The organism is Pantoea sp. S62 (genome assembly GCF_016658625.1).
Classification (GTDB): domain Bacteria; phylum Pseudomonadota; class Gammaproteobacteria; order Enterobacterales; family Enterobacteriaceae; genus Pantoea; species Pantoea vagans.
On record NZ_JACVVI010000024.1, the window covers coordinates 13752 to 31907 of the forward strand.

The window sequence follows — 18156 nt, forward strand, 5'->3', positions numbered from 1 at the left end:
CTCAGAGCATAAAGAAGTGAACTGGTAAGACATAGCCGGAAAATCGATTTCCCTGACAGGGGGTTATCTGCCACGCTTCTTCTGAAGCCCTTAAGCGGGCAATGAGTCTTATCCCTTACCACCCCCTATGCAGGAAAAATGATGATAAAAAAATACGGAATTCCGGGACTGACCGCGGTGGCGTTTCTTCTCATCAGCACCCTCGCCGGTGCCACAGAGGCGCGCTGGACGTTTGACGGCGATATCCACAACAATTCTCTTGCTGTCAGTCCCGATGAAAAAACGGCGGTGGCCTCCTACAGTGAGCGCCCTGACGTGGTGGTTTACGACCTGGTTAACGGCAAAGTCAGAAAGGTGCTGAAGGGCTACGTCACGCCCCGCAATGCGCTTTTCTCCCCCGACGGGAAGGCTGTATATCTTTCAGACAGCAGCCTCGGCGTGGTCAGAAAAATCAGCACCGGGACGCTTGACGTGGAGACCACGCTGCCGCTGGGGGCCGGGGCATTCGGCACGGCCATCAGCCGTGACGGTCAGCGCCTGTATGTGAATAACGAAGCCGCCAGCACACTCTCGGTGTATGACCTGACCCACAACCGGCCCGTTTCGGTTGTGACGGGTTTTGCTCAGCCCCGTCAGGGCATCAAAATCAGCCCGGACGGCAAAACCGTCTACGTCACCAACTTTAAGGGCGATAAAATCACCCTCGTTGACGCCGTAACGGGTGAGATTCGCGGCGAGATAACCGGCTTCAGCAAGCTGCGCGCCATTTCTGTCAGCGCCGACGGCCGCACGCTTTACGCGGCTAACAGCGGGAGCAACACCATCGCCGTGGTTGACACGCAGAAGCGCGCCATTACGGCAACCATTCCCGTGGGGCAGGACCCTTACGGTGCCGCCCTGACGCCGGATAACCGCTATGTTTACAGCGGCAACCTGGGTGACAACAGCCTCTCCGTTATTGATACCGCCGCCGGTAAGGTGGTCGCCACCGTTACCGGACTGGATGCGCCCCGTCAGGCCATCGTTTTCAGCAAAGACGGTGCCCGCGCGTGGGTGCTCAATAAAGACCTCAGCATCGCGGTGGTTGACCTGAAACAGAACCGCGTCACGGCCACGATTAAAAGCCCGCCGAAGGCATGATTCAGTCCCTCCCTCACTCCGGTGCAGTAACAGTCTTTCGCAGGGTGAGGGAGGATAAACCACTTTTACAGATTTATTTTAGCTGAATAACCTGTTTTAAAGATTTATGTCTGCATGCCTATACTGTTTCTGTTTACACAGGAGATCCCGGCATGAACGATAAAATATTTACCCTGCATAACGGAGCACGCCCGCTGAGCGCGCTGAGCAGCCCGAAAGAGGCCATACGTCAGTTCACGCCAAACTGGTTCGCCGCCACCATGGGAACCGGTATCCTGTCGCTGTCTCTGGCGCAGTTCCCCTGGCAGGTTCCGGGATTGCGCCTCGTTGCCGAGGGGCTCTGGATGTTTAACATCCTGCTGTTCAGCGTTTTTGCCGTGATGTATCTGGCCCGCTGGGTCATGTACTTCGGTGAGGCAAAGCGCATCTTCGGCCATTCAACCGTGTCCATGTTCTTCGGCACCATCCCGATGGGCATGGCGACCATCATCAATGGCCTGCTGGCGTTCGGTCTTCCCCGCTGGGGCGCAGACGTCATTCCGGTGGCACACACCCTGTGGTGGCTGGACGTGGCGATGTCGCTGCTGTGCGGCGTGTGTATTCCGTACATGATGTTTACCCGGCAGCAGCACAGCATTGACCAGATGACCGCCGTCTGGTTACTGCCGGTCGTGGCCGCCGAGGTCGCGGCGGTCAGCGGCGGCCTGCTGGCGCCGCACATTGCCGACACCCACGCGCAGCTCGGTATCATTATTACCAGCTACGTGCTGTGGGCGTACTCCGTGCCGGTGGCCCTGAGCATCCTCGCCATCCTGCTGTTGCGTATGGCGCTGCACAAGCTGCCGCACGAAAGCATGGCGGCCTCAAGCTGGCTGGCTCTGGGGCCGATTGGCACCGGGTCGCTGGGTATGCTGGTCATCGGCGGCGATGCGCCAGGAGTATTTGCTGCGGCGGGCATGCCGGAAATGGGTCATATCGCCCAGGGCGTGGGGTTTGTGGCCGGCATTCTGTTCTGGGGCTGCGGCCTGTGGTGGATGCTGCTGGCCACGCTGATAACCGTACGATACTTCCGTGAAGGCATCCCGTTCAACCTGGGATGGTGGGGCTTTACCTTCCCGCTGGGTGTGTACACCGTGGCCACGCTGAAGCTGTCCACCCTGATTGACCTGGCGTTCTTTAAAGGCTTCGGTGCGCTTCTTGTCGTCATGCTGGCCGCCATGTGGCTGCTGGTCGCGGTGAAGACGGTGCGCGGGGCATGGAGCGGGAAGCTCTTTGTTTCCCCCTGCCTGGCTGGCCTGGACCGGAAGCCGTGAGTGAAACCTGCACGTCGCTGCTGGACCCGTTTTTACGCGAGGAACGCCTCGCGGCGGTCACCGCGCCGCACGTGGCCGCGCTGAATAGCTGGGTCAGCGGGCGGCGTCAGGCCGGCGTGGAACTGCCGTGGTTTGATCCGGCCGACGGCGGGAGCGGGGCCGGACTGCTCGTCCTGCTGCAGTCGCCGGCGCGCAGCAGCCCGTCACCCCGGTTCGTCTCGCGGGATAACCCGGGGCCGGCCCAGCAGAATCTGGGGCGGTTTCTGGCGGAAGCCGGTATTGCGCGCCGGGACAGCGTGCTGTGGAATACGGTGCCCTGGGTCAGTGGCGGGCCGCAGAAACGGCCCTCAGCGGCGGACATCCGCACCGGCTGCGCCTGGCTTCAGGACGTGCTGGCGCATCTGCCCGCGCTGCGCGTGGTGGTGCTGGCCGGTGCCGTAGCCGCTCAGGCCCGCGGGACGGTCAGTCATCTGTGCCCCGCCATCACGTTGCTGACGATGCCGCACCCCAGCCCGCTGTCGCTCTGCACGAGCCCGGCGGTGCCGGAAAACATCCGCCGGGTGCTCCGCGAGGCACGGGCTGCTCTGGCAGGCTGAGATCGCCAGCAGAATAATACTGACAGGTTTTCCGTCCGGCTCTATACTCAGACAACAGGGTGATGGCGTTCCACCTTTCCCAACCGCTCCGCTCCGGAGCTGATGACGCCTGATGTGACTCTTGATTTTCAGGAGGTGCGTCAGGCCGTCCTTACTTTCCTCCCGGCCTGCGTACTTCCCTCAACGGGGAGAGACCCTTGATACACGTTTTTGGCCACATCAATCCTGACAGTGACGCCATCTGCACGGCCGTCGTCACCGCGCACTGGCTGACCGGGCGCGGGATGGACGCCCGCGCATGGCGTCTCGGCGAAGCTAACCGCGAAACCCGCTTTATCTTTGACGCCGCCGGCCTTACGCTGCCGCCGCTGCTCGCTTTCCCGCTGCAGGGTGAACGGGTCTGGCTGGTCGATTTCACCGAGCCGGCGCAGGGGCCTGACGACCTGCTCCGGAGCAACATCGTGGGCATTACTGACCACCACCGGCTTGGCGGGCTGATAACGCAAATGCCGCCGGAGGTGCACATTCGCCCGGCTGGCAGCAGCGCCACGCTGCAGTGGCTGCTGATGGACGCAGAAGCGCGCCGCACGCTGCCCCCGACGCTCGCCGTGCTTCTGCTGGGCGCCCTCCTGAGCGACACCGTGAATCTTCGCTCGCCGACCACCACCGAAGACGATATCCGTTCGGCCACTGAACTGGGCGTGCTGTCCGGCGTAAACCGCAGGGCCTTCGCCCGTGACCTCCTCACCGCAAAAACAGACGTCAGCGGCCTCAGCGCACAGCAGCTGCTGGACAGGGACCTCAAGGCCTTCGTGATTGCCGGCACCGACGTGCGCATTGCCCAGATTGAGGTCAGCTCACCGACACAGGTTGCCCCCGTGATGGACGACCTGCTCGCAGCCCTGGCGTATCTGGCGGACCAGTCGGGGGCCGGCCTGGCGGTACTGATGCTGACCGACATTCGTGCCGGATTTTCAACGCTTTACTTCGCCGGGCGGGAGAGCGTTAACGCCGCCTCCTGCTCCGTACCGGGCATGCTCAGCCGCAAAAAGCAGCTTCTGCCGTGGCTTGAGTCCCGCCTTAACCAGAACGGAGGTTCATTATGACCTGCTACACCCATGCACTGATTCTTGTGAACGATAAAGACGACGGCACTCTCCTGCTGAAACGCGCGGTCGCGCTGGCGCAGCCGCTCGGCATGAAAATCACCCTGGCGCACATCAGCGACGACTACCGGGAGATGAACTACGTGTCCGACAGCCTGATGGACGACGCCGTGTCGGAGGAGGTGGTGAAGGCCAAGGCGTTTCTGAGCGCGCTGGCGGCCTCCGTGCCAGAGGCGGTCGATACGCGGGAGCTGGTGACCATGCACCGCTTTGAGGACGTGGAGAAGTGTATCGCGGAACTGGGCGTGGACCTCGTGCTTGCCGGGCACCGCAACCGCTTTATGGGCATGCTCACCTCCCGCTCGGCGGACTATATCAACCACCTTACGGTGGATGTGCTTATCACTCACCTGACTGACTGAACCGGGAGAAACACCATGCGTTTTACACTGGATAACGTGACCGCCCGTGAGATTCTTGACTCGCGCGGCAACCCCACCGTTGAAGTCGAAGCCCGGACCGCGGACGGGATGATGGCGCGCGCCTCGGTGCCTTCCGGGGCCAGTACCGGCTCGCGCGAGGCCGCTGAGCGCCGCGACGGCGACGCCCGGCGCTTTGGTGGCAAAGGCGTGCTGGATGCCGTCAGGGCGGTTAATACGGAAATCTGCCAGGCCGTGCGCGGCAGCGACGTGCGCGAGCAGCGTCAGCTGGACAACATTATGCTGGCGCTGGACGGCACGGAGAACAAGAGTCGGCTGGGTGCCAATGCCATTCTGGGCGTGTCGCTGGCGGTGGCCCGGCTGGCGGCTCAGGCCTCGCACGAGCCGCTCTGGCGCTACCTGGGGGGCCTGCAGGCGAACCTGCTGCCCGTGCCGTGCATGAACATTATCAACGGCGGCGTGCACGCCCGTGGTCAGGGCGCGGACTTTCAGGAGTTCATGATAGCGCCACACGGCGCGCCCACGCTGCGCGAGGCGGTGCGTCAGGGCAGCGAGGTCTATCAGGCGCTGCGCCAGATCCTGCTGGACAAAAACCTCTCGGCGGCAGTGGGTGACGAAGGTGGTTTTGCCCCCGCCGTATCGTCGAACCGTGACCCGCTGGCGTTTATCGTACAGGCCATTGAGAAAGCCGGATACCGGCCCGGAGAAGACATCAGCATCTGCATGGACCCTGCCTCAAGTGAGTTTTTCGCAGACGGCCAGTATCATCTGCGCACCGAGGGCAGCGCGCTGAGCGCGGCGGAAATGACGGCATACTACGGCGAGCTGATGGACCAGTTTCCCGTCATCCTGCTGGAAGACGGCCTGGCCGAGGACGACTGGGCGGGCTGGAAGCATCTGCACCGGCAGCTTGCGGGCAGGGCCGAGCTGGTTGGCGACGACCTGTTTGTCACCAACGTGAAGTACATCCAGCGCGGCATTGACGAAAACCTTGCCAGCGCCGCGCTGATTAAGCTCAATCAGATAGGCTCGCTCAGCGAAACGCTGGACGCCGTGGCGCTCTGCCAGCGGCACGGCTGGGGCGCGTTCATGTCCCACCGCAGCGGGGAAACCACGGACACGTTCCTGGCAGATTTGACGGTGGCCCTGCGCGCGGGACACCTGAAAACCGGCGCGCCGTGCCGCGGCGAACGCGTGGAGAAGTACAACCAGCTGATGCGCATTGAGCAGGCGCTGGGTGACGATGCGCACTACGCGGGGCTTCATGCGTTTGTGCGCCGCACGTAGCACATCCGCCGGACGGTCCCCGTCCGGCAAAGAAGGAATGCCTGTGGCCGCTGCAACGCTGATCCTCCTGCGCCACGGCGAAAGCCAGTGGAACCGGGAAAACCGTTTTACCGGATGGACAGACGTGCCGCTGACGGTCAGGGGGCGGCAGGAGGCCGACCGGGCCGGTGACGCGCTGCGGGCAGCGGGCCTGATGCCCGACCGGGTCTTCACCTCGGTGATGACGCGCTGCGTTCACACGGTCTGGCGGGTGCTGGACCGTCTTGACCGCAGCTGGGCGCCCGTGGAAAAAAGCTGGCGACTGAACGAGCGCCACTACGGGGCGCTGCAGGGGCTGAACAAGGACGACGCTGCCCGGATAATGGGGGAAGAGACCGTCCGGCTCTGGCGCAAAAGCTTCAGCGGCATTCCGCCCGCGGACGCGGAGGCGCCGGCGCAGCTGCGTCGGGATCTGCGCTACCGCCGCGTTGCGCTGGCCGACCTGCCTGCAACGGAAAGCCTGGAAATGACCCTGCGTCGCGTCATGCCATACTGGCGCCACGTTGTGGTGCCACAGCTGCGCGGCGGAAGTACCGTTCTGATTGTGGCGCACGGCAACACGCTGCGCGCCCTGACCGCCTTTCTGGACGGCATGCCCTGCGACAGCGTGGCACAGCTGCACATCCCGACCGGCGTGCCGGCCGTATATGAAATGGATGCGGCCGCACAGGTCGTGTCCCGTGATGTTCTGAATGTGAAAAATTAAAAGGAGTGAACGTGAATCAGCTTTTTGCCGTCATCACCGGCGGTGCTTTGGGGTGTGTAATCCGCTGGCAGCTGGGCGCGCGCCTGAACGCGCTTTTCCCGGACCTGCCGCCGGGGACGCTGCTGGTCAACCTGCTGGGTGGATTTATCATCGGGGCGGCGCTGGCGTATTTTCTGCGCCATCCCGGCCTCGATCCGGCCTGGCGGCTGCTTATTACCACCGGGCTGTGCGGCGGAATGACGACATTCTCCACGTTCTCGGCTGAGGTTTTTGCCCTGCTGCAGTCCGGCAGCTATGCCTGGGCCGCCGCCTCGGTGCTGATACATGTACTGGGTTCGCTGGCCATGACGGCGGCCGGATTTTATATCATGACGCTGTGTGGTTAACCCGGACCCACGGCCTTTAACCCGGGGGAGACCTCAGTGTAGCGGTCGCTGCACTGAGGTCTGACAGTTCAGTATATTGTTCATAAGCGCTCTCTGCAGGCCTGACCCGACAGGGTTTACGCCTGTAATGCTTCCCGTAAATCCGGGGCACTGTCTTGACAGAGTTTCAGGTCTGCCTGTTCTGGTAAAGGTCCCAGCGATTGCCGTAGATGTCCTCAAACACGACAACCATTCCGTATTCTTCCTCCCGCGGCTCCTGACAGAAGTGGACGCCTTTTGCCTTCATAGCATTGTAGTCATGCCAGAAGTCACCGGTCTGCAGGAACAGAAAAACCCGTCCGCCGCACTGATTGCCGATAAAGCCTTCCTGCCGATCGTTCGACGCGCGGGCAAGAAGAATAGCACAGTCGCTGTCAGGGTCCGGCGTCACCACGACCCAGCGCTTACCCGGCTGCGGCGTGTCCTCAATCAGGGTAAAGCCCAGCTTATCGGTGTAATACTCAATTGCACGATCGTAGTCATCGACCACAACAGCCACATACCCCATACATCGCTTCTGTTTTCTCATCTGCTGCTCCATCAGTTACGGCATCACGCCCGCTATAATCAGATTTATATCAGATACGACGTTCGGTCGTCTGTACTGACTCTGCGCTGACACCCTCAGGCCGGACATTGCAGGCATCTGATCCGTCAGGATTGCGGACCCGGTCTTGTGAGAGCCTGCTCAACCTTTTCAGCATCCTGCTCCAGTATGGATCTCTCATCGGGAGTGAGCGGAACCTCTTCGAGGTAACGCCGGATGGATGCTTTACTCTCCATTATCAGCCCGCGCGCGCTGTCTTTAAGCAGGTTAAAATCGCAGCCGATGCAGGCCATCCGGTGCTGACAGCTGCTCCAGAAAGGGTTCGTGCAGTATGAGTCACCCAGATCATAGTACGTCGCGGGTCCGGTCAGACTGGCGGCTTCCGGATCGTGGTCAATCAGCACGCTTATCATATGAGAGACCCTGTCGGCTTTGACGAACGAAGCGGCCAGCTGAGTCGGACGTATACGAATATAATGCAGGGTTGACTGTGGGGATGAATGGCCGGACCACTGCATCAGCTCATGTAAAGACATCCCCCCGGCAACACTGGCCAGTGCTGTAACGGCAGAAGCACGGCCGCGGTGGCTGGTAATGGGACCGCGTGAATCTTCCACAGACATACCCGCTCTGGCGCAGAGAAGCGGAATGACAGTGAGATTTATTATGTTTCTTCCCACCGGTTTACCCCGGTTCTGAAACAGATAACGAACTTTTTCACCGGTGCGTTCATCCGTAAATGCTGCCTGCTCCTGAGGACGCTCACTGAGCCAGATATCGACATATTTTTTCACAACAGACGAGACTGGCTTAACAAAAGCTTTAGACGTTTTGCCGGCTGGCACGCTGAGATAGCACAGAGTACCGGCCGGGACAGGGCTGCTGTTTTCCTGCAGAATGTCATCCACCTGTGGGGTAACGCAGTTCATTGTCAGGCGCAACAGCTCGTTCTGTCGCAGCCCGGCATGCGTCCAGATAACCGCCATAGCCTGAAGCATAGACAGGGGATAATGAATTTCGCTCAGCAAATCTTCCTGACGCAGGTTCAGACTCGCCCAGACCAGTCTGAGCCAGACCGGATCATCAATAACGCGGGGGCTCACGCCCTGACGAAACAGCGGTGTATCAGGCGTGGACAGATGGCGGGCCGGACTGAATTTTAATCGCCCCCATCCCCAGCTTTCATAATCAAGCATAAAACGGCGAATGGCATAAACAAACCGGCTGCGGGAATGCGGCATCAGGGGTTCTCCTGAGCGTTTTGATTGTCTGCCCCCTTTCTTTGTATCCAGTGACAGCTCGTCTACTTTCAGTCTGCCGACCATTGCAATAAAGCTGGCGCAGGTTTCCATTGTCCAGTCAGAGGGCTCGCATATTTCCGGCTTTTCCCGGGCAAGCCACAGGCCACAGCGGAGAATAAAACTGTACTGAGTTTCTCTGGAGCGGGGGCGGAGTACCGACGTTTCCCGCCACATCCGGCACCACCGCGCCCAGTCAGGTGCGATACCTTGTGTTGGCTTTTCATGCCATTCCTGATAGTTACGCATTCTCAGGGGGCTCTCTATAATTCCCATAGCAGCAAGCGCACAGGATATTTTCCCCGTAGCTCTTGCGATTCCCCGGTCGTGGCAGTTCTGCCCCCGCCACAGGAGGTCTGTCGTAAAAGTTTCAAGACGCGGGTCGTTGTTCATCAGCATCAGTACACCCAGCATACCGGACATATTGTGCTTCTGATTCTGCCCGGCATATCCCATTGAGATCAGAACGTCTGTCAGCCGGTTAATTTCATGACTGACAATACTCCGGCCATATATAGCACTGGCGTACAACGACGGTGCGCCATGCACTGGCAGGCTGAGCGGAGAAGAAAACGGACCGAGATGAAAGGCAAAAGCAGCAAGCAGGGGCCTGCCGGAACAGTGTTGCTCACAGAGCGTTAACCATCTTTCCTGCGTCCACTGCCAGCAGGGCTGACCCGACCGGTGCGTTTCTGCAAGAACGGCAAGGAGGGTAATTCTGGCAAGTCTGACACTGATACTGCTTCGTGAGGCAATGTCCTGCAGAGGCAGCAGCAAATATGGCAGGGAATCTGGCCGATCGAGCGCAGCAGACCGCCGGTAGCCTGTACGTATCGCGTCTTTTTCCTCAGGACTCAGCGCATCGCTCAGCTGATAATCTGTGCGTTTGAAAGGTATATAAGTGACTGTGTGTTTTTTTCCACTCATCAGTAAGCCCCCGCCTGAAAAATAAGGCCAGCGACTTTCCTGTCGGTTTCAGCTACGGCTGCGGTTATCCGGCCAGACAGATCGGACCCTGACAGATGGATATAAATCTGTGTGGTGCGCGGATCTCTGTGTCCAGCATAAGTCGCCAGCTCATGCAGCTTCCAGCCGGCCCGAGCCAGATGGGTCAGGCGAAGATGGCGAAAGGTGTGGGTTGTAATCTGTGGAAGCCCCGTATCCAGAGCCCATCTGCGCACGGTTTTACTCCAGCTCCACACAGAAAGAGGAGTGCCGTAATTACGATCAGAAAATGAACGGAACAACGCCCCCTGTGTCCGGCCAGCCTGCTTCAGCTGCCGGAAAAGGTTTGCCAGTACCGGCGTAATGTCCGGACCATAGCACACAACCCTTTCACGCCGGCTTTTCGTTGTTTCCGGGCGGATACGGATCAGGCGATGAGCAGGGTCGATATCCTCAAGCGTCAGGGCTGTCACCTCTGCACGGCGGAGTGCACCAAAATAGGCCAGTGCGAGCATCAGCCGGTCCCGCAGGGAAGCAGCTGAAACATGTTTAAGAAATCTCAGCCATTGTTCATTGTCAGGTATTACAGGTAAGCGGGTGATACGCGGGACAAGCCCCCGCCCGGTATAAATGGCACCCGGTAAACCCGCGCGGGGTAGCGGATTGAGACTGCATATATCCTGATAAACCAGAAAGTCATACCAGAGACGGATAGCAGACAGGCGCAGCTGGAGCGTGGCACTGGCCGCAGGGTAAGGCATGCCAGGCAGCTGAGGGCGGATGTAGGTGGCGAGGTCTTCAAACCGGGCCTTTTCAGGTTCAATTCCATTCTCGCTGCAGAACGAAAAGTAATGATGAAGGGCGCTACGGTAGGCGGTGAGTGTGCCCTGAGCCCGCCCGAGATCGGATAACAGTTTCAGCCAGCGCTCTGCCAGCAATAGGCTTTGTTCATTCGGTGGGATCAGCATCGTGTTCTCCTCTGACCGCAATATCGCTGTTCAAAGTTTACTCACTCAATGTTGCATTCCACTTAACTTACTAAAGCTCGTAATTAGAGCTGAACACCTGAACGCCGTTTTGACTGAAAAAACGCTCGTTCTGAAACAGCGGAGCCGCCATTTTAATCCCTAAGCGTTTAGCCTCCGCCGATCGTGCGATTACACAGCCATCATTGTTCGACACGACAACAATGGGTTTGCCGCGCAAATCCGGCCTGAAAACGGTTTCACAGGAGGCATAGAAATTATTGGCATCGGCCAGCGCAAACATGGTCACTCTCCGGCGGGTCCGCTGAATCCCAGCCCGGCTACGTCGGTGAGGGCATAGGCCACCACACCCCACACGGGAAGTCCCTGACTCACGTCCAGCAGGGTAATGGTTTCATCCGCATCCGGCGCCTGCAGGGCGGGAACCGGATCGAGCAGCAGGCGCCGCAGCGTCAGCTCCCCGTCGAACTCGGCCACGATGAGCTGGCCATGCGCCGGTACCAGTGCACGATCAATGGCCAGCACAGACCCTTTCACGATGCCGGCATCGGGAAAGCTGCTGTCGCTGCGCATCAGATAGGTTGAATAAGGTGAAAGATGAACGAGGTCGCCCAGACTCAGGCGTGCTTCTGTGTAGTTCTGGGCCGGACTCTGGAAAGCCATTCAAATATTCCTTTCTGACCAGTTTCAGCTTTTGGAAATAAACCTGTGTTACCGTAAGCAGGGTGAATTCACTACTCATAATGTCAGTATACGTCGATGCCATCCTTACGCCATGTCAATTACATCCGCGCGTACTCAGAATTCATGCTAATGTCCGGCAGAAAAAAATAAGATTACGATACAAACTTAATTATTTTCTGTTTTAGAGCACATTACAGGCGAAGATTCATTCCACAGACGGTTAAATTCCGTCTGATACTGTTGAGCGGTTTCCGGCTCATCCCTAATAACCAGCGCGTTTTCAGCATTTCTTTTTTCAGCCGATGACGTGTAATTAAACGATCCGGTTTCCACCGCGCTTCCGTCAGTGACAATAAATTTATTGTGCATAATGCTGTACATGCCGTTGACGCGCACCTGAACACCCGCGCAGGCCAGCGCGCTGACGAGTGACCACCGGTCCCGGCTTTTCTTTTCATCGGCAACCAGCCGTACCGTCACGCCCCGCGCCACGGAAGCAGCCAGCGCCTGCGCCACGGGCTGGCTGGTGAAGTCATAGGCCGCCACGTCCACGCTCTGGCGCGCGCTGCCGGCGAACTGCAGTATCAGGTTCAGCGCCGTGCCGCCGGGAGAGAACCCTGCCGTCACCGCAGAGAACGAACAGGGCACAAATGCAATCGCGCATAGCGCTATTACTCCGGGTTTATATTTAATCATCGATAGTCGCCCTGCAGGAGAAATAAGTCACCATTCTATCACGTAGCGCATTTATTTAATTAAATAACGCCCTGTTACTGTCGCAACAAAATATAACAAATGCGGGTTAAGTCATTATTAATCCCTGCCGATAATATAATTCACACAGGGAGCGGGGGAACCATGAACGAATTTCACGAAATAAACATGCTCACATCACGCGGTGATATTAACGGGGCACTTTCACTCATCTGCAAATGGAGTGAGAGCATTGCCCGTAAAATCATGAAAAAGGCCGGCTACAGTGTGACGCCGCAGGCTGGACGCGCGTTCTGGTCATGGGTGCAGGCCACGCTGACGGATTCAGCCCGGCAGCGCCGCTGTGGCTACCGGGTACGGGCTGAGCGCAGGGCACCCGTCCGATACTGCCGCCAGCAGGCGCGGGAGAACTATGATGCGTACGCGCAGATGATGGCCTCAGACGTCGCGCCGCAGGCTGAGGCTGCCCCGCACGGAGAGATAGCGTCCATCAATGCTGGTCCTGAAGAAAGTGTCGCTGTCTGCGGCCGCACAGAAGGCCTGATACACCTTTGCCGGCACGGCCAGCCAGCGCCGGCACGCGCCGTTCCGGTACTCCAACTCCAGCACGCCGGTGGTCGCATCGTATCCCGCGCTGCTGAAAAGCGCAGACGTCACTTCATGTCTGTTCATGGCGTTATTCCTGGCAGGTCCCGGATGAATGAAATCGTTGATCGTAAAAGTGCGGGTCGCACGTATAGAATGCCCGTGCAGGGTAAAATACAGTGGTTTGTATCCGGCTGTTCACTGGCGGCCCGTCCGCTGCATGTCCGTTATTCTGAGCCGCCCGGGGCGTTCACTGTAGCCTGTAAAAAGGAAACCCGGAGGAACAGGGGCCCGGCAATGCTGACTGCTTCGCGGGGATCGACGGCGGGATATCAGCGTTCACGGTTTTTAAGCGCGGCAGACACCCTGGCCTGTACCCGCGCCAGAAACGCCTGCGCCGTGGTGTCCCAGTTCGCCGGCACAAACTCCCCCTTATAATGCGCCCGGAAATCCAGCTCGGTATCGTCGCACCCGTCCAGAAACAGTTCAATGTCTGCCAGCAGGGCGTGAAGATTCGCGTCGGGCATGTCGTGAATGTAGGCCTGAATTTTGGGCTCTATCTCATGCCCGGGTTCGGCCATAACGTAATCCTGACCGAAATAGACGCCGATAAAATTATCCAGTTCGCTGATGCTGATACGGTCCACTATACCTCCGGAAACGCAGTCAGAATAAAACAGGGTTTACCGTTAAACGACCTGAAATCAATCACCACGCGGACGGCATAACAGGTAACGGTCTCCTGATTTCCTTTGCGTACCATAATCCCCGTGGGGTGCGCAAACCGCCGGCTCAGGCGCATGCGGGCCCGCATGCCAGGTGGAACGTTCTTCACCCACATCGCTATCTGATTTTTATTGTCCGCCAGCACCCGGCTGATGATTACCTCTGCCTCACGGAGTGATTTAAAGCTGCTGGATTCTTCAAGCCTGGGCTCCCTGACAAGCCTTTCGCGCAGCTCATCCGGCGACTTACCGATGTGTCGCCCGATGGTGTGGCCACCGGGCGCACGTCCCGAAAGCGACTCGTGTTCAGCGATTCTGAACCGCCCGCGGCGTACGGCAATGACCCGCTCTGCCCCGGCCGCCAGTGCAAACGCCATCGGTATGGCGACATCGACCGTCAGGGCGACCTTCATGGCGGTCTGGCGGTCAGCACCGAGGGATTCCGCGAGCCCCACAGCGGAATTAAAGGTATCGGTACTGACCTGCCTGCCGGTCCAGACCTGCCGGAGACTGGCCTGAAGGGTATCAAGTCCGTGCGTTCCGACAAAGACGCATCCGGCTTTGGTCAGCATGGTGGGCTCCGGCACCACGCACAGGGCGCCTGCACCGAACATTTCCACCACGCCACCCGCCAGCCCCAGCCCGCCGGATATACGGTTACTGGCTGATTCACCTTCACTGACGCTGCGATCAGAGAGTACGGCTGCCAGCTGCACCGGCGAAAGCGCTATCCTTAGTCCCTGTTCTTCTTCCACAGCATCCTCCTTTTCGTAACCGGCACGTCATTTACTCAATTTATAACCGGCACGGCATCAGGTTGCAAACCGGTGGCGTTTCTCCGCTTATCTTCAGAGGGCACAGTGAATAACAGAGGTACGGCCATCGGTTTCAATACCAGTGATAACCGGAGTGATATCGGGCCAGGCTTTCAGAGCGGCTCCGCGTTGTTCACATCCGGAAGAATTTCCAGCTTATCAATAACGATCTGCAGGACGTCCGCCATACCCGGTGTCCATTTTCCGGGTATATCGAGCTCCGCGCGGAATATCCCCGCAAGCCGTATCCGGGTGGTTTCAAGTCCCGCATCGGCCAGCATGAGGACGGCTTCACCCAGCAGACGGTGTGCCTCTTCAGAATACCGTCGTTCTTCTTCAGTTACCTGCATAGCGTGTACCTCTCAGACGTAGCCGGACAGGTGAGCAGTGCGCAGCCTGTCCCTTGAATGCCGCGTCAGCGGCATGGAGGCGCCAGAAACTGTTAAGGACGGCTCAGATGCCATCGGGCGCCGTAAGCCCGGCAGAGCCGGTTACAGGGCTGATGGTGGCAAAACCCCAACCCCTTCCTGCCAGACGCCGTTTACGCAGCGGCCTGTCAGCAGCTTATCAGCCTGACGGTCGAAGACGAAAGAAAGAAACCGCGGCTCCTCCCACCGCAGTTCAGAACATACTAGTTACAACACCCATTAATCAGCCACTGCAGTTCCGGCCCTTTGGGCCGGGCGGCGGCGGCTGGTCAGTGGGGGCAACCGGGCTTCAGGTCCGGCGCGGGTCCGGCCCGAGAGGGGCGCTGTGGTCTCAGGCCTGCGCGGTGCCTGACTACAGTGCATCTTTGACTGTTGTAACTAACTACACGGTCCGGGGCCCGCGTCAGCGGGAGCTCTTTCAGACTCTGAGCGGCGCGGACGCCTGCGGCCGCTGTGAGCGAAGGCATTTACTTATCCCCGCAGAATGCCTGCATGAAAAACACCTTATCTTTATGAAGATTTTTTAATTGATATATCTTGCAGGTAACAGCGACAGTAGTTGCAGGTAAACCGCGCATATTAATTGCGGGTAACTGTGGATAAAAATAACGGCCGTAGCCGTCGGGCGGAATATCTGCTTTTTTGAGGCGGAATTAACGGCGGGACGCACGCTCAGAACCGGCGTTCTGTCCCCGGCACAAACGGCCTTACCGCCAGTCAAGGCGGTAAACAGAGGAAGAGGCGCTAGTGTACCCGGTCAGGTACCGGGAGGGCGGGCTCGTAGTCCACCCCGAGATCGAGCTGGCGGAGACTCTTCCAGACCAGGCGGTCAAACTCATCCGGGGAGAGTTTCATCCACTCGTGCGCCGGTCGCATGCGCAGCAGTTTGGCCATCGCATTGCGCCTGTCATCGAGAGAAAGTTTACCCAGCCTGTTCCGGCGCTTGTTCCGGGACGCCTTTTCACGGCGGCTCACCAGCGTGGCCATGCGCATGTTTTCATACCAGCGCCGGCGCGCGGCGCGCACGGAGGCGTGCGTCCCGGGCTCAATAATGCCGTCGGCTTCTGCCGCCAGGCGGGCGTTACGTTCAGCCAGGAACTTATCCATGTCGATGCCGCACAGCTGCCAGAAGCGGTCCGTCAGGACGATGTGGCGTGGCATACAGTAGCCGGTGGCCGGGTCCGTTTCCAGGTCCGGACGCTCAATCAGGCCAAAACGCTCCCATTCCTCAAACAGGCGCGAAAGCCGGGATGGCTCAACGCGCGTTTCCGGTATAACGTTGCCGTTTTCGTCTTTCGGGCTGAGCTCGTCGGCCAGCTTACTGCCGTTGAAGGTGACAACAGAGGTGGCCAGATCGGCACGCTGAATAACCAGCGGCCAGGTCGAATCGTACAGCGCCTGCTTTTCCGGCCGGAAATCGCGTTTGCGGCCAGCGGCTTCGCGCAGCTGCACAAAATACGGGTGACGGGACATGCGCTGGCGCAGCATCATTTTGCCGGTGCGTCTGTCTTTCATAACGAGCCGGCTCATAGCGTGCCCCATCTGTCCCGGCAGGCGCCGGAAGTTACCGGGTGCAAACCATTCAGGGTCTGAGCACTTGCAGGCGACGGAGTGATCGCCGCGGTGGCGTCCGTCATTCTTGAGGTTCGGGCGGTTTAACCCGATTAAAATCTGGTCATTCACCCTGTCCCGTACTTATGGCGGACAGGGGTTGTCTTATGAATAGCATGCGTTATAATCCTTCACAGGCGCACCGCCTGCTTTTGGACCCCCTGATTTCTGCTTCTTCCGCCAAGTTGATGACAGATTTCGGGGGGTTTTTGCATTCAGAGCCCGGTGAAACGTGGGCTCCATACCCTGGACGTTTTTGCGGATACGTCCCATCCGGTTAGTTCTTTCCCGCGCCGCGCATGTCCGGCCACAGGTTTACTGCACACCCCGTCGTTAACCACCACAGTAATCGACAGGGATCTGAAAAGGATCGCCGCCCGGCGAATTCTGAAAAGAATACCCATCTCACCCGTTTAAATCCAGCACAGTTTGCACATAGCACGAATCGTATGGATAAAAAAAGTTCACCGATAAACTTTACCGTGACCGGGTTCACATCTGCGGGCAGACTTAATCCAAATCACGCGTCTGGCGGGACGGTGATACCCGGGCGATGTCCGGGAGAGGTATTCACTGATATTCAGGCAGCCGGCTGTGGCGGGTCGCGGACAATCGCTTTTAACTTACGACGGGCAGGGCGGTCAGGCTGAGGCGTACCGCAGCACCGCGAGGAACGAACAGCCTGAGCGGCGTGCCCGTCATGGGGTAAAGGTTCTGGCGGAATAGCCGATACCCCGGACAATGCCTATTGGTTGGCGCTAAAGGGCAGACTGACAGGTTTCACCTTCCCGGCCCCGGGCCGGGATTTTTTATGGCCACATGCGGTAAATGGTTTGACAGCATGTCGTATGCTGGCTCATGCTCCCGACGGGATTTCCTTTGTTTGGTGGTGTTATTCCGTTTTGGGATAGTGTGCCCGGCCCTCTGCCACGCAGGCCGGGTTTTTTTATCCCTTTTCTGCACGCGCTATGGCCTGCTGCATGACCTGTTCGCTGACCACACCCGGGATAACCGTGATGTTGTCCGGCGTGGCGTTTTCGGCCGGCATCACGATAATGCCCGGCGTTCCCCTCAGCCCCATCATCTCAGCCAGGACTGCATTGTTCTCCGTAACGTGGTCAGACACAGCTTTATCCTCGTCTGAAGCCGCACCTGCACCGGCCGCGGCGGCGACCTTCTCAATGTCTTCTGCCGTCAGTTTTCCTTCGTTATGCCCGGTGCGGTAAATACTGTTGTGAAATGCCATGTACGCATCTGCCCCCTGCTTCCGGTAAACGCCCAGTCCGCGGTGCGATGCCTGCGATGACTCCGGATAGCGGGCGGCAAAGATTGTCCAGTCCCGGAACGCAAAGCGCACGCCGGCGTTTGCAGCCATCACCTTTTCCATCACCGGCGCCATCATGCTGCAGGCACTGCATTCGTAGTCGAAAAACTCGGTCACAATGACTTTTGAGTCCGCCGGCCCTTTAACGGGCACGCCATCCAGCTGCATCAGCAGCCGGTGTGTTTTCAGCGCTGACTGCACGTAAGCCTGCTGCTGCATGGCCTGCTGTCGTGCCTGCAGCTTTTTGCTCACCTCAATGAGCACGTCCGGGTGCGCGACCAGATAGTCCGCAGCAATCTCACCGATGCGGGCCTGCTGCTCCGGGGTAAACGCGTCAGCACCGGCGGCACCGGCCTGGACTGTAAACAAAGCTGTGCTCATGGCCAGAGCAATGCTGGCCATCTTAAGGGTCTTTTTCATGATTTATCTCATATGCCTGCGG

General features: G+C 58.9%; 19 protein-coding genes, 1 pseudogene and 1 riboswitch. Of the genes and pseudogenes, 8 read left to right on the forward strand and 12 right to left on the reverse strand.

What is annotated here, in order from left to right; genetic code table 11:
- Positions 1–141 precede the first annotated feature (141 nt).
- The 8 genes from IBT54_RS23145 to crcB all read left to right on the forward strand — a co-directional run bounded on the left by IBT54_RS23145 (position 142) and on the right by crcB (position 7013).
- Positions 142–1140, forward strand: a complete 999-nt coding sequence (locus IBT54_RS23145; RefSeq protein ID WP_201253198.1) for a YncE family protein — start codon at positions 142–144, stop codon at positions 1138–1140.
- A gap of 152 nt (positions 1141–1292) precedes the next feature.
- Positions 1293–2453: a TDT family transporter gene (locus IBT54_RS23150; protein ID WP_201253170.1), complete on the forward strand. Its 1161-nt coding sequence runs from the start codon at positions 1293–1295 to the stop codon at positions 2451–2453.
- Positions 2450–3049, forward strand: a complete 600-nt coding sequence (locus IBT54_RS23155) for a uracil-DNA glycosylase family protein (RefSeq protein ID WP_201253171.1) — start codon at positions 2450–2452, stop codon at positions 3047–3049. The genes IBT54_RS23150 and IBT54_RS23155 overlap by 4 nt, the downstream gene beginning before the upstream one ends.
- Before the next feature lie 49 nt (positions 3050–3098).
- Positions 3099–3168: riboswitch (Fluoride riboswitch) on the forward strand.
- A gap of 78 nt (positions 3169–3246) precedes the next feature.
- The gene (locus IBT54_RS23160; protein ID WP_201253172.1) at positions 3247–4155 is read left to right on the forward strand and encodes a DHHA2 domain-containing protein; all 909 of its coding nucleotides are present in this window, start codon (positions 3247–3249) and stop codon (positions 4153–4155) included.
- On the forward strand, positions 4152–4577 hold the full coding sequence (locus tag IBT54_RS23165) for a universal stress protein (RefSeq protein ID WP_201253173.1): 426 nt from the start codon (positions 4152–4154) through the stop codon (positions 4575–4577). Before IBT54_RS23160 ends, IBT54_RS23165 begins: the two co-directional genes overlap by 4 nt.
- Before the next feature lie 15 nt (positions 4578–4592).
- Positions 4593–5882 carry a phosphopyruvate hydratase gene (gene eno / locus IBT54_RS23170; protein ID WP_201253174.1) on the forward strand — a complete coding sequence of 430 codons (1290 nt, stop codon included), beginning with the start codon at positions 4593–4595 and terminating at the stop codon, positions 5880–5882.
- Positions 5883–5925: 43 nt separating this feature from the next.
- A complete protein-coding gene (locus tag IBT54_RS23175; RefSeq protein ID WP_201253199.1) occupies positions 5926–6627 on the forward strand; it encodes a 2,3-bisphosphoglycerate-dependent phosphoglycerate mutase in 702 nt (233 codons plus the stop codon).
- Between the two features lie 11 nt (positions 6628–6638).
- Positions 6639–7013: a fluoride efflux transporter CrcB gene (gene crcB, locus IBT54_RS23180; RefSeq protein WP_010260804.1), complete on the forward strand. Its 375-nt coding sequence runs from the start codon at positions 6639–6641 to the stop codon at positions 7011–7013.
- 166 nt (positions 7014–7179) lie between these two features.
- On the opposite strand, the gene IBT54_RS23185 is transcribed toward crcB, so the two are convergent.
- The 12 genes and pseudogenes from IBT54_RS23185 to IBT54_RS23240 form a co-directional block, all read right to left on the reverse strand.
- Positions 7180–7581, reverse strand: a complete 402-nt coding sequence (locus tag IBT54_RS23185) for a VOC family protein (protein ID WP_201253175.1) — start codon at positions 7579–7581, stop codon at positions 7180–7182.
- A gap of 125 nt (positions 7582–7706) precedes the next feature.
- Positions 7707–8840, reverse strand: a complete 1134-nt coding sequence (locus IBT54_RS25295; protein ID WP_236263653.1) for a tyrosine-type recombinase/integrase — start codon at positions 8838–8840, stop codon at positions 7707–7709.
- A gap of 983 nt (positions 8841–9823) precedes the next feature.
- Positions 9824–10810, reverse strand: coding sequence for a tyrosine-type recombinase/integrase (locus IBT54_RS23195; RefSeq protein ID WP_201253177.1), 987 nt, complete (start codon positions 10808–10810; stop codon positions 9824–9826).
- Between the two features lie 73 nt (positions 10811–10883).
- Positions 10884–11111 (reverse strand): annotated as a pseudogene (locus IBT54_RS23200) (DNA polymerase V subunit UmuC); the annotation flags it as partial.
- Between the two features lie 2 nt (positions 11112–11113).
- On the reverse strand, positions 11114–11491 hold the full coding sequence (locus IBT54_RS23205) for a S24 family peptidase (protein WP_201253178.1): 378 nt from the start codon (positions 11489–11491) through the stop codon (positions 11114–11116).
- A gap of 186 nt (positions 11492–11677) precedes the next feature.
- Entirely contained in the window at positions 11678–12208 is a 531-nt protein-coding gene (locus IBT54_RS23210; RefSeq protein WP_201253179.1) for a phospholipase D family protein, read from the reverse strand.
- Between the two features lie 456 nt (positions 12209–12664).
- Entirely contained in the window at positions 12665–12898 is a 234-nt protein-coding gene (locus tag IBT54_RS23215; RefSeq protein ID WP_033783562.1) for a KTSC domain-containing protein, read from the reverse strand.
- A gap of 245 nt (positions 12899–13143) precedes the next feature.
- Complete coding sequence (locus IBT54_RS23220; RefSeq protein ID WP_129063545.1) at positions 13144–13458, reverse strand: contact-dependent growth inhibition system immunity protein; 315 nt, start codon at positions 13456–13458, stop codon at positions 13144–13146.
- Complete coding sequence (locus IBT54_RS23225) at positions 13458–14291, reverse strand: RNase A-like domain-containing protein (RefSeq protein ID WP_201253180.1); 834 nt, start codon at positions 14289–14291, stop codon at positions 13458–13460. Before IBT54_RS23225 ends, IBT54_RS23220 begins: the two co-directional genes overlap by 1 nt.
- Positions 14292–14464: 173 nt before the next feature.
- On the reverse strand, positions 14465–14701 hold the full coding sequence (locus IBT54_RS23230) for a DUF2767 family protein (RefSeq protein ID WP_201253181.1): 237 nt from the start codon (positions 14699–14701) through the stop codon (positions 14465–14467).
- Positions 14702–15523: 822 nt separating this feature from the next.
- Positions 15524–16462, reverse strand: a complete 939-nt coding sequence (repA, locus tag IBT54_RS23235) for a plasmid replication initiator RepA (RefSeq protein WP_201253182.1) — start codon at positions 16460–16462, stop codon at positions 15524–15526.
- An 874-nt stretch (positions 16463–17336) separates the two neighbouring features.
- Positions 17337–18134, reverse strand: a complete 798-nt coding sequence (locus IBT54_RS23240) for a DsbA family protein (protein ID WP_201253183.1) — start codon at positions 18132–18134, stop codon at positions 17337–17339.
- Positions 18135–18156 lie beyond the last annotated feature (22 nt).

Bases quoted from the DNA above. Each gene is read 5' to 3' on its own strand.
- IBT54_RS23210 (WP_201253179.1), bottom strand. From the start codon at position 12,208: ATGATTAAATATAAACCCGGAGTAATAGCGCTATGCGCGATTGCATTT.
- IBT54_RS23150 (WP_201253170.1), top strand. From the start codon at position 1,293: ATGAACGATAAAATATTTACCCTGCATAACGGAGCACGCCCGCTGAGC.
- IBT54_RS23195 (WP_201253177.1), bottom strand. From the start codon at position 10,810: ATGCTGATCCCACCGAATGAACAAAGCCTATTGCTGGCAGAGCGCTGG.
- IBT54_RS23145 (WP_201253198.1), top strand. From the start codon at position 142: ATGATAAAAAAATACGGAATTCCGGGACTGACCGCGGTGGCGTTTCTT.
- IBT54_RS23205 (WP_201253178.1), bottom strand. From the start codon at position 11,491: ATGGCTTTCCAGAGTCCGGCCCAGAACTACACAGAAGCACGCCTGAGT.
- IBT54_RS23165 (WP_201253173.1), top strand. From the start codon at position 4,152: ATGACCTGCTACACCCATGCACTGATTCTTGTGAACGATAAAGACGAC.
- IBT54_RS23215 (WP_033783562.1), bottom strand. From the start codon at position 12,898: ATGAACAGACATGAAGTGACGTCTGCGCTTTTCAGCAGCGCGGGATAC.
- IBT54_RS23240 (WP_201253183.1), bottom strand. From the start codon at position 18,134: ATGAAAAAGACCCTTAAGATGGCCAGCATTGCTCTGGCCATGAGCACA.
- eno (WP_201253174.1), top strand. From the start codon at position 4,593: ATGCGTTTTACACTGGATAACGTGACCGCCCGTGAGATTCTTGACTCG.
- IBT54_RS25295 (WP_236263653.1), bottom strand. From the start codon at position 8,840: ATGCCGCATTCCCGCAGCCGGTTTGTTTATGCCATTCGCCGTTTTATG.
- IBT54_RS23185 (WP_201253175.1), bottom strand. From the start codon at position 7,581: ATGAGAAAACAGAAGCGATGTATGGGGTATGTGGCTGTTGTGGTCGAT.
- IBT54_RS23230 (WP_201253181.1), bottom strand. From the start codon at position 14,701: ATGCAGGTAACTGAAGAAGAACGACGGTATTCTGAAGAGGCACACCGT.